This window comes from Sorangium sp. So ce1504, assembly GCF_051521635.1.
GTDB lineage: Bacteria > Myxococcota_A > Polyangia > Polyangiales > Polyangiaceae > Sorangium > Sorangium cellulosum_B.
In genome coordinates this window covers 5,436,573-5,450,251 of the sequence record NZ_CP150365.1, presented here as the reverse complement: position 1 = coordinate 5,450,251, position 13,679 = coordinate 5,436,573, and the positions used below count along the sequence as shown (strand labels likewise).

Genomic DNA, 13,679 nt, shown 5'->3' with positions numbered 1-13,679 from the left:
CCGTTCAGCTCTTGCGCCGCTCGAGGTGCCGCCTCGCGGCGTCCTTCACCGGCGACGTCACGTTCTTGCTCTTCGCGATGCCCCGGAGATCGGACTCGCGCAGGTGCTGGACCAGCCGCGTCGCGACGAGCACCGGCGTCCTCGGGTTCTCGACGAGGTTCCGCTTCACCGTGTAGCTCTTCAGCCACTCGGGCGTCGTCGAGATGATCCGCAGCACCTCGTCCGAGATGTTCCGGTTGCGGCTGATGAGGACGACCTCCTCCTCCTGCATCTGCGGGCTGCGCACGGCGGCGCTGGCCACGAGGCGGTTCGAGTCGCGCACGAGCAGCATGCGCTCCTCGCGCGAGCCGAGCATCGCCCGCCGGATCCGCTGCGACATGGTCATGTCGGCGAGCCGCTTGTAGAGCGGGACGTACTGCTCCTTGATCGCCTCCTTGCCCTCCTCGTCCTCGACGTGCGTGTCGACCGGCTCGTCCGCGGCGAGCGCCTCCGCGAGCGCCTGCGTCTCGCTGAACAGCACGTCGTCCGGCGTGGGCTCGGGCGACGGCTCCGCGATGAGCTCGTCCTTGATCGCGGCGCTGACCTCGCGCCACGCCGGGATGCCCGTGAGCTCGACCCCGTTGCGGGACGCGAGATCGACGAGGCGGTCGGCGGTCGACATCCGCGTGTTCTTGTTGAGGTAGAGCTTCTCGATGACGCGCGGGTTCTTGAGCAGCCGCTCCTCGTTGACGGCGATGAGCTCCGTCACCGCCTCGCCCCCGGTCCGCGCGAGCTCCTCGAGCGTCTCCGCGGCGACGCCCGGCATCGCGCAGAGCCTCTCGACGACCGGGAGGCGGTCCGCGTACGCGCGGGCCAGCCGATCGATGACCGGCGGCTGCAGATCCGCGCCGAGCGCCCCCTGGAGCAGCGGCTCGGGGAGCGCCGCCAGCGTCTTCTCCGCGGCCTCGCGGGTCGGCTCCTCGTCGCGCGACGCGAGCAGCACGAGCACCGTCACGACGTCGCCCGGCTTGAGCCCGGGGGCGATGCCGCGCGCCGCCATCTCCCTGAGCTTCTGCGGCGCGCCCGGCTGCGCCAGCTTCTGCGCGGGCGCCGAGAGGGCGCTGATGTCGATTGGCGCGGTCATCGAGGCGCCCTCGCCAGCGCGGCCCCATGCCAGGAGGACGAGCGTTTCGGCTGCCGCACGGCGGAGCTCGGGATCCCGAAGGACGCGGGTGACACGGCCGACGCGGGTGACTCGGATGACTCGGATGACTCGGATGGCGCCAGCGGCTCGATCAGAGCTAGCAGAGCGAGCGGAGCAACGGGCATACGGTCCTCCCGGCGGGCATTGCTGCCCTGCGATCTGCGGACTATCCTGAGGCCGCTGTGTGCCTGAAAGGCGCGGCGACCGTCAACGGAGAACGAACGGCGCGGACCCTGCGCGCCGTCTGCCGGAATGAAACCCGAGGTCCCGGGGGGCAGGGGACCGGCAGATCCGTCACACCCAGCACACCGAAGAGGAGCGCGACATGGGGATTTTCGATTTCGTGAAGAGCGGCGTCCGCGAGATGATGATCGCGCGCCCGGACGCGGCGAAGCATCTCATCGTTTACAAGCACCCGGACCAGAACATCCCCTTCTGGTCGCAGCTGACGGTCGACAGCGATGAGTGCGCCCTCTTCTTCAAGGATGGCAGGTACATGGGTTACCTGCCCACAGGGCGCCACACCCTCCAGACCCAGAACATCCCGTTCCTGAACAACCTCGTCAACAAGTTCACGGGCGGGGACGTCTTCATCGCCGAGATCTTCTTCGTCAAGACGCAGCCGGTCCGCGGCGTGCCGTTCGGCGGGCCGCTGGAGTCGATGGAGGATCCCACCCTTTACGAGTTCGTGACGCCGCGCATCTTCGGTGAGTTCTCGCTGGTCGTTGTCGATCCGGTGCGGTTCGTCGTCGGGTACCACGGGCAGTGCGGCGGCAGCGGCGACAACGACGTCGTCCTGAGCTGGATCAAGGGCAAGTTCTTCATGAGCGTGAAGACCGTGATCGGCCAGGTCTGCGCGCAGCAGCAGAAGAGCCTGCTCAACCTCGGCGGCATGAGCATGGAGCTCGGCGCCCGCATCGTGCAATCCGCGCCGAACCTCGAGGAGATCGGCTGCAAGATCCTCGAGATCGGCAACTTCAACATCAACTTCTCGGCCGAGGACCAGAAGCTCCTCCGCGAGGCGAACAAGGCGCGCGGCGAGGCGCGCCGCGGCATCGGGGTCGCGCAGGACACCGCCCGCGCGAAGCAGTTCGAGCTCGATCAGCGGTTCCAGCAGGACGCGCGGTACGTGCAGCAGCTGGCGGGCAACTGGCAGAACTACGCCGCCGGCCAGGCGATGATGGGCGCCGGCCAGGGCATGGCGCAGGGCGGCGACGGCAGCGGCGTCGCGGGGCTGGGCGCCCAGGTGGCGATCGGCGCCGGCCTGGCGCAGGCGATGAACCCCGCGCTCGCGGCGCAGGGCCAGCCCCAGTTCGTGCCGCCGCACATGCAGCAGCCGGGGGCGCCGCAGGGCTACCCGGGCGCGCCGCAGGGCTACCCGGGCGCGCCGCAGGGCTACCCGGGCGCGCCGCAGGGCTACCCGGGCGCGCCGCAGGCTGCCCCCGGCGCAGCGCCGTCGATCGAGCAGCGCCTGGAGCGCCTCGGGGAGCTCAAGAGCAAGGGCCTCATCACCGACGAGGAGTTCCAGGCCCGCAAGGCGAAGATTCTCGAAGAGATCTGAGTCCTTACAAGGCGGCGCTGGCCGCCGCGCGCGGCGACCCGCGGGGAGGCGCTCCACCGCGGTCGCCAAACTGGCGCCATCTGATCCGAACCACCGAGCGCGCTTTCGGCTAGACTCGATGGGGTGCCAGTGACGCTCCGCATGGCCGGGGATGCTCAGCCCGAGATGACCGCCGGCGAGTCCGAGGCTGCCGAGCTGTTCCATCGGGAAGACATCCCGCGGCTGCACGGAGACGAATCATTTGCTCAGCCTCCGGCGCGCAGCGATGTGCCGCCAGCGCGCAGCGATGCGCCGCCAGCGCGTAGCGACGTGCCGCTGCGCAGCGACGCGCCGCTGCGCAGCGACGCGCCGCCGCGCAGCGAGTTGCCGTTCCGCAGCGACGTGCCGCCGCGCGGGGAACCACTGCCAGCGCACGTCGACGCGCGCCCGGCGATCCCACCGCTGCCGGCGCGCTTCGACGGGCCGGCGCGCCGGGGGAAGGCGAAGCAGACCCCGCGCGCGCGGCGCTGCCCGACCTGCAACCAGACCTTCTCCGGCGACTCCCGCTTCTGCCCGTTCGACGGCGATCCGCTCGCCGACGCGCCCGACTGGAATCCATCGGCCGATCCGATGCTCGGGCGCACCATCGACGGCCGCTACGAGGTGCAGGCGGTCGTGGGTGAAGGGGGGATGGGGACGGTGTACGAGGTGCGCCACAAGTCGCTCGGCCGCCTCTTCGCCCTGAAGGTGCTCCGGCGCGACATCGCGCAGGACGCCGAGCTCGTCGCCCGCTTCATCCAGGAGGCCAAGGCGGCCGCGGCGATCGGCCACCCCAACATCGTCGCGGTGAGCGACTTCGGCGCGATCGAGGTCGAGACGGGGCAGGCAGAGCTGCCGTTCTTCGTCATGGAGTTCCTCTCCGGGACCTCCCTCGCGTCGCTGCTGCGCACCGAGAAGACGCTGCCGGCCGACAGGGTCGGGCAGATCATGCTCCAGTGCGCCGCCGCGCTCGGGGCCGCGCACTCCGCGGGCGTCATCCACCGCGACCTGAAGCCCGACAACGTGTACCTCGTCCGCAACGGCGATCAGGAGTTCGTCAAGCTGCTCGATTTCGGCGTGGCGAAGGTGACCGGCGGCAAGCGGCTCACGCGCATCGGCATGGTGTTCGGGACGCCGCATTACATGAGCCCGGAGCAGGCGGAGGGGAAGCGCATCGACGCCCGCGCCGACATCTATGCGCTCGGCGTCCTCATGTACGAGTGCTTCGCGGGGCGCGTCCCCTTCGAGGCGGACACGTACATGGGCGTGCTGACCAAGCACATGTACATGTCGCCCGAGCCGCTCGAGCAGGTGATGCCCGACGCCACCGCGCTCGGCGCGTTCGGCCCGATCGTCATGCGCTGCCTCGCGAAGAACCCCGAGGAGCGCTTCTCCTCGATGGCCGACCTCGTCGAGGCCATCGAGCTCGCCCTCGATCCGCCGGGCCGCGGGGTCTCCGTCGCGCCCCCGGGCGAGCTGCCTCGCCACGAGTCGGTACGGCCGCGCGCGCACGAGTCGATGCGGCCGCGCGCGCGCGAGTCGATACGGCCGCTCGCGCACGAGGAGGTGCTCGCCCCGGTCCAGGCGCCCGCGGAGCCGTCCGAGCCGCTCTCGATGGCCGCGCGCGTGGCGATCGCGCTCGCGGCGGTCCTCGTGCCCATCGTCATCGCCCTCGGCGTCCGCGCCTTGCGCGCCTCGGCGCCCGAGGAGCAGCCCCAGGCCGCCGCCGACGACGCTCCCGGCGGCGCCCTCCCGGCGGAGACGGCGCCCGCCAGGGCGATCGACGAGCCGCCCGCCGCGCCCGCGGCCGCGACGGCGGCGCCCGCGCCGACCGCGCAGGAGCCGCCCCGCACCCAGGGCACAGCCGCCCCGATCCCGGCGAAGCCGACCGCGGCGACGGCCCGTCCGTCGGCGACCGCGGCGCCCACGGCCTCCATGGTAAGGCCGCAAGCAACCGGCGATATCGTCGATCCCTGGAAGCGCTGATCGCCCGATCGGCGCGCGACGAAACCTGGCCTTCCCAGCCGTCCTGTGTGCACGATGGACGACGTCGAGCACCGGGCCCGCGGCCGCGGGACAAGCGATCGACGGCAGCGGCGACGCTCAGGGCGGAGCGCTTGACAGCGTCCGTTCGGGCTCGCCATCCTTCGCGAGGCGGAAACCTCTAGTGGCCAAGCAACAGCTCCTCCTGGTCGACGCGGATCCGCGCAGCGTTCGGGTCCTCGAGGTCAGCCTGAAAAAGGCCGGTTACAGCGTGACCACCGCGAAGGACGGAGCGGACGCTCTCGCGAAGCTCGAGGTCTCCACGCCGGACCTCGTCCTCAGCGACACGCGCCTCCCCAACGTGGACGGATATGCCCTCGTCCGCAAGATGAAGGAGCACGCCGACTGGGCCTCGATCCCGGTCGTCTTCCTCACGAGCCAGCGGTCCATCGAGGACAAGATCCGCGGGCTGGAGCTCGGCGTCGAGGACTACCTGACCAAGCCGATCTTCGTGCGCGAGCTCATCGCGCGCGTGACGCTGCTCCTCGCGCGGCGGACGCGCGAGGGGATCACGACGCGCCACTTCTCGACGACGGGGCGGACCAGGTTCTCCGGGTCGATCCTCGACATGAACGTCGTGGATCTGCTGCAGACGTTCGAGGTGAGCCGGAAGAGCGGGATCGTCCACCTGTCGCACGCGGACAACGAGGCGCAGGTCTACTTTCGCGAGGGCAAGGTCGTCGACGCGACGCTCGGCCGGCTCTGCGGCGAGGAGGCCGTCTACCGCGCGCTCCTGTGGAACGAGGGGACGTTCGAGGTCGAGTTCTGCAAGGTCGACAACCCCGACGGGATCGAGACGTCGACGCAGGGCCTCCTCATGGAGGGCATGCGCCGCGTCGACGAGTGGGGCCGGCTCCTCGAGGCGCTGCCGTCGCTCGCGACCGTCTTCGAGGTCGACAGCGAAGAGCTCCTGGAGCGGCTGAACGAGATCCCCGACGAGCTGAACGGGATCCTGCGCCTGTTCGACGGCAAGCGCACGCTGATGCAGGTGGTCGACGCGTCCCCGTTCGAGGATCTCTCGACGCTCTCGACCATCTCGAAGCTCTACTTCGAGGGGCTGCTGGTGCCCGCCGCCGCGCTCCCGCCCGACGACGTGGTGCCGAGCGAGCCGGAGGCGGCGTTCCACGACGAGTTCTCGCCGCTCTCGTCGCCGTCGAGCGCGCGGCGCTCCAACTACCCCGAGGGGAGCCCGGGGAACGCCGGCTCCGACGACCTCGAGGACGCCGCCGTGGTCCCGGCGCCGCTCTCGACCCGGGTCTCTCCGGCGGTGCTCCCGCGCTCCCGGCCCGGTCACGAGCTGCACGCGCCGGCGGGGGACCCCGACGCGGAGTCCCCCGGGCGCCCCGTGACGACCCGCAGCGCGGTGCACGGGCCAGGGGCGGTCGGCCGAGCGGCCAGCGCGAGCGCCGCCGTGGCGCGCTCCGCGCCGGAGGGGGCGCGCGCGCCGTCGGAGCCGCCGCGGAGCGCCGTGTCGGCCGCGACGGCGCGCTCCGGCGCGGCGGGTGGCCGCGCGCCGTCGGAGCCGCCGCGGAGCACCGTGTCGGCCGCGGCGGCGCGCGCCGGCGCGACAGAGGGCCGCGCGCCGTCGGATCCACCGAGGAACGCCGTGGCGCGCCCCGTCGCGGCGGGTGGCCGCGCGCCGTCGGATCCACCGAGGAACGCCGTGGCGCGCCCTGTCGCGGCGGGTGGCCGCGCGCCGTCGGAGCCGCCGCGGAACGCCGCATCGCCTGCCGAGGCCGCCCGGATTACGCGGCCGCGCGCCGAGGTCGATCTCGACAAGGACACCACGCTCGCGAGCAGCGATGAGGCCCCGCTCACGCGACCGCTCGTGACGCCGCGCAGCTTCGCGCAGAAGCAGCGCTCCACGAGGAGCGACAGGCCCGTGGCCGCGGCCGCTCCCGCCGAGCAGCGCGTTCGCTCCACGCCCCCCGAGGCGCCCGCAGCGGCGCTGCCCGAGCCCGCGGCGCTGCCCGCGCCTGCGGCGCCGCCGCCTGTGCTTGCGGCGGCAGCGGGCGTCGCGTCGCCCGCTGGCGAGGAGCGCACCCCGGCGGTGTCGACGAGCCCCACGCTGCGCCCCCGCCCGCCGAGCGACGCGCCGCCGCCCGTCGCCGTCCCGCGCGCGGCGGAGCGTGCGCAGGCGCCGCAGCCCGTCGAAGCGAAGGCCGGGGAGGCGCGCCCGATCGAGGCCTCCCCGCCGCCGCTGCCGGTGCCGGACGCCGCCCCGGCGGCGAGCCTCGCGGCGGCGCCGGACGACGCGCCTCCTGGCGACCGCGGGCCGATCAGCGAGAGCGAGCGCTTCTTCCTCGGTGGCGGGGTGGACGCGCCGGAGGGGATGGCGGCGCGGGAGCATCCCTCGGCCGAGGACGCCGACACGACCGCCGGCGCGGTCGAGGCCACGCTCTTCGGGCCCCGCCACGAGGAGCGCCGGGCCCGCATCGCGCGGATCGTCGCCGGCCTGGTCACGGCGCTCGCGCTCGGGGCCGCCGGCGTGTGGCTGGTCGGCCAGACGGGGCGCCCCGTGCCAGCGGCGCCGGTCCATGCGCCATTGCCGGAGGAGGGGCCGGCGGGGCAGCACTCCGCGGCGGTGCCCGCGGCGGCTCTGGCCGCGTCGGAGCCGGAAGGAGAGCCGGCGGCCGCTGCCGCGGCGGGGCTCTCCGCAGCGACCCCCGCCGACGCCCCGGCGGGTCAGCCGGCCGCGCCAGCCTCGGCGAGCGCGCGGGCGAAGCCTGCCGCGGCGAGCCCCGCGCCGGCCGGAGCGCCTTCCGAGCACGCTTCGCACGCGCCGCCCACCACCGCCGCGCCGCCGAGCGCGGCGGCGACCGCGGGCCAGGCCGCCGCGCCGACGCGGGAGCCGGAGCCCTCGGCTGCCCCGCCCGCGTCGGCGCCTGCCGCGCCCGCGCCTGCCGCGCCGGACGAGGAGGGCGGGCCCCTCTCGACGCGCGTGATGCGCGCCCTGGAGTCGGGGCAGACCGGCAAGGCGGTGCAGCTCGCGCAGCAGCTCACCGCCGCCTCCCCGGGGAGCGCCGCGGCGTGGCACCTGCGCGGCGCCGCAGAGCAGGCGGCCGGGCGCGGCGGGCGGGCCTCGTTCCGCAAGTGCGCCGAGCTCTCCTCGGCCGACTCCCCGCTCGGCGCGGAGTGCCGCGCGCTCGCCGGCATGCCGTGAGCGTGCGGTCCGCGCTCAGCGCGACCGCGACCTGAGCCGGGGATCGAGGGCCAGGGCCGCCACATCGAGCGCCACGGTGGCGAGCACGATGGCGGCCGCGGAGAAGAGCACCGTCCCGACGATGAGCGGGCCGTCCCGGTTCTGGAGCGCCTCGACCGCCATGCTGCCGACGCCGGGCCAGCGGAAGAGCTTCTCCGTGACGATCGCGCCGCCCGCCAGCGCCCCGAGGTCGAGCGCGGCGAGCGTGGCGAGCGGCAAGAGCGCGTTGCGCAGCGCATGGACGACGAGCGCGCGCAGGCGAGAGGCGCCCTTGGCCCGCGCGGTGCGGATGAAGTCCTGGCGGAGCAGCGTCCGGAGCTCCTCGCGGACGATGCGCGCGTAGAGGGCGCTGCCGAACACGCCGAGCGTCAGCGCCGGCAGGACGAGGGAGCGCAGGTGATCGGCCGCCGTGGCGCCGTACCCGTCGTACGGCAAGAGCCGGAGCTTGTAGGCGAGCACGTACTGGAGCGCGGGGCCGATCACGAAGGTCGGCGCGCTGGCGCCGAGCAGGGTGGCGCCGAGCGCCGCGTCCTCCCAGGCCGTCCCGCGGCGGACCGCGGCGACGATCCCGAGCGAGAGGCCGAGCAGGAGCTGCACCAGCAGGGCGGCCAGCGCGAGCTCGACGGAGCGCGGCACCTTCGCCTCGAGCAGATCCACGACCGGCTTGCGGTAATGGAAGCTGTAGCCGAGGTCGACGTGCAGGCCGAGCGGCCCCGTCGCGCAGCTGCGGTGCTCCGGATCGGCGCGCGCGCCCGCGTGGGCGCCAGGGGCGCTGTCGTCGCCGCCCCCCGCGGGGCCGACGTGGACGAGCCGCCGGACGAACCGAGCGAACTGCACGGGGACCGGGCGATCGAGCCCGTGGATGGCCCGCGCGCGCTCGAGGTCCGCCGCCGAGGCCTGCGGTCCGACGAGCATCCGCGCGGCGTCTCCCGGGAGGAGGTACGCTATCCCGAACGAGACCGCGGTGACTCCCGCGATGACGATCGCGGCCCAGCCGAGGCGCCGGAGCAGGCGCGCGAGCGCGGAGCCCACCGCGGAGGCGCGGCCCGGGCGGGGCGTGAGGGCACGGCGCGCGCGCGGGGTGCTCATCGGGAAAGGGCCGCGCGCGCGAGCAGCGCGCGGAGCGGCGTCGCGGTTCGTGGCGCGGCCGCGCGCGGCCCTCCGCCGGCCCCGGGCCGCGCGGACGGGTCGAGCCAGACCTCGTGCAAGCGGGACGTGAGCGCGGCGGCGCCCTCGTGGCCGCGCACGTAGGGGTGCCATAGCTCGAGCTGCCGCGCCGTGTACGTGGGCACCCACGGCGCGCGATCGCGGACGATGCGCTCGGCGCGGTCGTACAGCGCGAGGCGCCGCGCGCGATCCTGCTCGGCGTGGGCGGCGTCGAGCGTGCGATCGAGCTCCTCGTCGCTGAAGAAGGCGTAGTTCTGCGAGCCCTCGTCGCGGATGGCGCGCGTCGAGAGCGTCGGCTCGAAGACGCTCGCCGGGTCGGGGAAATCGGCCTGCCACCCGACCCAGCCCATGGGGACGGCGCGGCGCCGCGAGGCCTCGGCGAGGTAGGTCGCCCAGCTGACGAGCCGCAGGCGGACGCGGAGGCCGATCCTGGCGAGCTGCTGCTGGACGATCTCGCCGATCGCCTGCTCCAGCGTGTCCGGGACCGCGATGTAGTCGATGACGCCCGGGTAGCCGCCCCTCCCGGTCGCCGGGTCGTACGGGTAGCCGGCCGCGGCCATCTGCTCGAGCGCGCGCGGGAGGTCGTGCTGCCGCATCGGCGCGTCGCGCGGGGGGCCCGGGATCGACGGCGGCAGCACCCGGTCGAGCGCGAGCAGATCGGGGCGCACCTTCTCCAGCACGGCGGGATCGAGGGCGAACGCGACAGCGCGCCGGACGGCGAGCTGGTCGAACGGCGCGAGCTCGGTGTTGAGGAAGACGGCGTTGGTCCTGTCCCGCGTCACCCAGCGCCTCTGCCCCTCCCACCCGGGCGCGGCGCGGTAGGCCGCCGCGTCGATCGCGGTCAGATCGCGCAGGACGTCGAGCTCGCCCTCCTCGAACTTGTAGCGCTGGGTCGTCGCGCGCACGCCAGTCTGCCACGCGATGGCGTCGAGGTACGGCAGGCCCGGGCGGAAGTACCCCTCGTGGCGGGCGAGCCCGATGGTCCCGTCCTGGTCCCACCGCGCGACGCGGAACGGGCCGGCGCCGCACGGCGGCGGCGGGCTCGCCGCGTCGACCGCGGCCCCGGACGAGGGGCACACCGGCGCCATGAACGCGAGCGTCATGAGGGGCAGGAACGTCGCGTCCGGCGCGCGCAGATCGATCGCGACGGCGTGATCGCCGAGCACCCGCACGCCGGCGAGGTGCGGCGCCGCGCCCGCGTGGTACTCGGCGAAGCCCTCGATCATGTCGTACTGGCTCGCGCCCGGGCTCGGCGTCCTCGGGTGGAGCGTCCGCTCGATCGAGCGCTTCACGTCGGCGGCGCGGAGCTCCGCGCCGTCGTGGAACCGCACGCCCTCGCGCAGCGTGAAGACGTACGTCCGCCCGCCGCGCTCCACCTCGATCGCGCGCGCGAGATCGGGCGTGATGCGGCCGCCCTGGTCCCACGTGACGAGGCGGGCGAAGACGAGCTCCGCGACGGTGCTCGAGAGCTCGTCGTAGGCGAGCGCCGGATCGAGCGCGCGCGCGTTGACCGTGGTCGCGAGGCGCAGCGTCCCGCCGCGCACGGGCGCGCCGGGCGCCGGCTCGCCGCCGAGGGGCGCGCGGACGCCGCCCGCCGAGCCGCCCGAGAGCAGGAGCAGCGCCGCGCCCGCGACGAGCAGATCGACCGGCAGGCGACGGCCGCGCGGGAGCGCCGCGCCGGCCGGATCGAGCGCGTCGCGGAGCCCCTCGCTCGCGCGGTGGAAGCCGAGCACGGCGAGCACGATGGCGAAGCCCGGCGCGGCCACAAGGAGCGGCCTTACCCCGAGGTACGGCTCGGCCTCGTGCAGCATGCGGCCCCAGGTCGCGGTCGGCGGCTGCGCGCCGACGCCCAGGTAGCCGAGGGCGGCCTCCGCGAGGATCATCTGCCCGGCGCTGATGGTCGCGAGCGCGAGCAGCGTCCCGCCCACGTTCGGCAGGACGTGCCGCCGGACGATGTGCAGCGGCCCCGCGCCGAGCGCGCGCGCCGAGGCCACGAAATCGCGCTGCGCGAGCTCTGCGGTCTTGGCCCGGACGACCCGCGCCGCCCCGGTCCACCCCGTGAGGCCGAGCACGAGCAGGATCGTCCCCACGTCCGCGCGCCCCACGGCGACGCCGATCGCGGTCACGAACAGGAGGTACGGCAGGGCGAGGATCACGTCGACGAGCCGCATGAGCGCGCCGTCGAGCGCGTCCGCCCGCGTGCCGGCGGCCATGCCGGCCGTGACGCCGACGAGCGCGCCGAGCCCCGTGGCGAGGGCCGTGGACGAGAGCGCGACGGCGAGCGAGAGCCGCGCGCCGTGCGCGAGGCGCGCGAGCAGGTCGCGGAAGAGCGGGTCCGTCCCGAGCCAGTGGGCGGCCGACGGCCCGGGCGGCGCTCCGGAGGCGTCGCGGGCCAGGGTGAAGTCGCTCGCGTTCGGGTCGTGGGGGATGACGGCCGGCCCCACCGCGGCGAACAGCGAGAGCAGCGCGACGATCCCGAGGCCGAGCAGCGCCGAGCGGTCCCCGAGGAACCGCCGCGCCGCGTCCTCGCCGAGGACGGCGCGCCCAGCGCGCCCGGCCGCTCGCGCCGCGCCGCGCGAGAGCCGAGCCCAGCGCGCCGTCGCCGTCACCGCTTCCCTTCGAGGAACTGCGTCACGAGCGCGACGAACTCCCCCGGCCGCTCCTCGTGGGGCGAGTGCCCGGCGTCCATGATCTCGAGCATCGCGCCGGAGATCTCGCGGGCGAGCCGCTGCGCGCTCGCCGCCGGGAAGATGCGATCGTCGCGCCCCCACACGACGAGGGTCGGCGCCGTGATCCGGGTGAGGCGCGCGACGACGGGGCGCGCGTCGAGCACCGCGCGCATCACCGCGTGGGCGCTCTCGCGCGCCGAGGGGGCGTTGAAGAGATCGTAGTGCCGGTCGACGCGCGAGAGCGGCACGGCCGCGTCCGCCCGGAACACGTCGTCGCGGAAGTACGACCGGAACGTGCCGCGGCCGTGGAGCTGCTTGAAGACGATGCCGCCCACGACCGGCAGGAGCGGGAGCTTCATCTTGAAGCTCATCGGGAACGGGTAACAGAGCGCGTCCTCCAGGACGAGCCGCTGCACGAGCTCCGGGTGGTTGGCGGCCAGCGTGATCGCGACGGCGGCGCCCATCGCGTGGCCGACGAGGTGCGCGCGGCCGACGCCGAAGGCGGCGATGAGGTCGGCCACGGCCTCGGAGAACGTCTCGATGCCGTAGGCGTACCGCGCCGGGCTCGGCTTCTCGCTCTCGCCGAAGCCCGGCAGGTCCGGGGCGATGACGTGGAACCGCTGGGCCAGCGTGTCGATCACGTCATCGAACTCCAGGTGGCTGACGAGGAAGCTGTGGATCAGCAGCAGCGCCGGGCCGTTGCCCGCGCCGGCGACCAGGACCCGCATCCTGACACCCCGGGCGGTGACATCCCTGATGACGCGTTCGACGGGTCGGGGGGCGGCGGGAGAGGCCGAGCCCCGACCCTCGCTGGCGAGGGCTTTGGCCATGGTGGCGGCGAGACTATCAGCCCTTTTGTCTGAAAGGACCGATGTGTGTCAGGGTACGGGGCATGCCGCTCCACGAGCCCCGCTGGGTGTCGGGCGCCCCCCTGCTCGCACCCATTGCACCGAGCGTCGCTTTTTTCCCCTCACGGCCCCCGACCCGCGTCGTGCCGAGCGGGCCGACGCGTCGCTCCGACGGACGAAAAATGTCCGAGGTATGTCAAGAACCCCGGCAAAGCACCGCGTCTCGCGACAGCCACACAATAATCGTAGTCGCGTCAATTGACTGTATTCCATTCAGTGGAATAGAGTCGCCCGCGTCGGTTGGGTAGGGCCTCCGGCAATCGATGGGAGGACCGGTGCAGAGGATCCCTGAGGAGGTGCTTGAGCGCATCGAGCGGGAGCACGCCCAGGGGATCACATCGAGCGATATCCTCGAGCTGTTCGCGGCTCATGGCATCAAGTTCAGCGAGGCGACGCTCCGGAAGTATGTGCAGCTCGGCTTGCTCCCGCGCAGCGTGCGGGTGGGGCGCAAGGGCAAGCACCAGGGCTCGCAGGGGATGTATCCGGCCACGGTAGTCCGCCAGGTCCAGCGCATCAAAGAGATGATGGCCCAGGACTACACCATCGAAGAGATCCAGCGTGAATTCCTGTTCGTGAGAGGTGATATCGAGGAGCTCGAGCGCACGATGGCCAAGGTCTTCAATGCGCTCAGGGATGCCGCCAAGGAGAGGCGGAGCGAGACGAGCGGCAGGGCGATAGCCCAGGACCTCGCGAGCGCAGAGTCGCTCGCGCGGGAGCTCGTCGCCAAGCTGGCGTTGATAGAAGAGCGCTTGATGGCGCAAGCGCGGCTCACGAAACAGGCGGCTTCCTCTTGAGGGGCCGAGTCGCGGGGCTTTCGTCGTCGTGAAGTACATGGGGCCGCGGGCGCGGCCCCGCCTGGGTTTGATGCGATCGACGGGACGAGCATCGGCTCGTTTCGTCGCAATTTTTTAGGGACGGCATCCGGCTT

8 protein-coding genes are annotated in these 13,679 nt (G+C 73.7%); 4 read left to right on the top strand and 4 right to left on the bottom strand.

Annotated features, from left to right (window positions below):
* Positions 1-4: 4 nt before the first annotated feature.
* Positions 5-1,123, bottom strand: a complete 1,119-nt coding sequence (locus WMF39_RS20375; protein ID WP_437747148.1) for a hypothetical protein — start codon at positions 1,121-1,123, stop codon at positions 5-7.
* 385 nt (positions 1,124-1,508) lie between these two features.
* Here WMF39_RS20375 and WMF39_RS20370 point away from each other — a divergent pair, with 385 nt between their 5' ends.
* The 3 genes from WMF39_RS20370 (at position 1,509) to WMF39_RS20360 (ending at position 7,968) form a co-directional block, all read left to right on the top strand.
* Positions 1,509-2,744 carry an SPFH domain-containing protein gene (locus WMF39_RS20370; protein WP_437747147.1) on the top strand — a complete coding sequence of 412 codons (1,236 nt, stop codon included), beginning with the start codon at positions 1,509-1,511 and terminating at the stop codon, positions 2,742-2,744.
* A gap of 123 nt (positions 2,745-2,867) precedes the next feature.
* Positions 2,868-4,748, top strand: a complete 1,881-nt coding sequence (locus WMF39_RS20365) for a protein kinase domain-containing protein (RefSeq protein WP_437747146.1) — start codon at positions 2,868-2,870, stop codon at positions 4,746-4,748.
* Between the two features lie 181 nt (positions 4,749-4,929).
* The gene (locus WMF39_RS20360; RefSeq protein ID WP_437747145.1) at positions 4,930-7,968 is read left to right on the top strand and encodes a response regulator; all 3,039 of its coding nucleotides are present in this window, start codon (positions 4,930-4,932) and stop codon (positions 7,966-7,968) included.
* Between the two features lie 15 nt (positions 7,969-7,983).
* Here the strand turns inward: WMF39_RS20360 and WMF39_RS20355 are convergent, their stop codons facing one another.
* The 3 genes from WMF39_RS20355 to WMF39_RS20345 are packed head-to-tail and all read right to left on the bottom strand — an operon-like array spanning position 7,984 to position 12,571.
* A complete protein-coding gene (locus WMF39_RS20355; RefSeq protein ID WP_437747144.1) occupies positions 7,984-9,096 on the bottom strand; it encodes an ABC transporter permease in 1,113 nt (370 codons plus the stop codon).
* Positions 9,093-11,783: an ABC transporter substrate-binding protein gene (locus tag WMF39_RS20350; RefSeq protein ID WP_437747143.1), complete on the bottom strand. Its 2,691-nt coding sequence runs from the start codon at positions 11,781-11,783 to the stop codon at positions 9,093-9,095. Before WMF39_RS20350 ends, WMF39_RS20355 begins: the two co-directional genes overlap by 4 nt.
* Positions 11,780-12,571, bottom strand: a complete 792-nt coding sequence (locus WMF39_RS20345) for an alpha/beta fold hydrolase (protein WP_437553997.1) — start codon at positions 12,569-12,571, stop codon at positions 11,780-11,782. The genes WMF39_RS20350 and WMF39_RS20345 overlap by 4 nt, the downstream gene beginning before the upstream one ends.
* Before the next feature lie 455 nt (positions 12,572-13,026).
* Here WMF39_RS20345 and WMF39_RS20340 point away from each other — a divergent pair, with 455 nt between their 5' ends.
* Positions 13,027-13,545, top strand: coding sequence for a MerR family transcriptional regulator (locus WMF39_RS20340; RefSeq protein WP_272099309.1), 519 nt, complete (start codon positions 13,027-13,029; stop codon positions 13,543-13,545).
* Positions 13,546-13,679: the final 134 nt, after the last annotated feature.

Coding starts and splice junctions, on each gene's coding strand:
- WMF39_RS20375 (WP_437747148.1), bottom strand. CDS start 1,123: ATGACCGCGCCAATCGACATCAGCGCCCTCTCGGCGCCCGCGCAGAAG.
- WMF39_RS20345 (WP_437553997.1), bottom strand. CDS start 12,571: ATGCGGGTCCTGGTCGCCGGCGCGGGCAACGGCCCGGCGCTGCTGCTG.
- WMF39_RS20370 (WP_437747147.1), top strand. CDS start 1,509: ATGGGGATTTTCGATTTCGTGAAGAGCGGCGTCCGCGAGATGATGATC.
- WMF39_RS20355 (WP_437747144.1), bottom strand. CDS start 9,096: ATGAGCACCCCGCGCGCGCGCCGTGCCCTCACGCCCCGCCCGGGCCGC.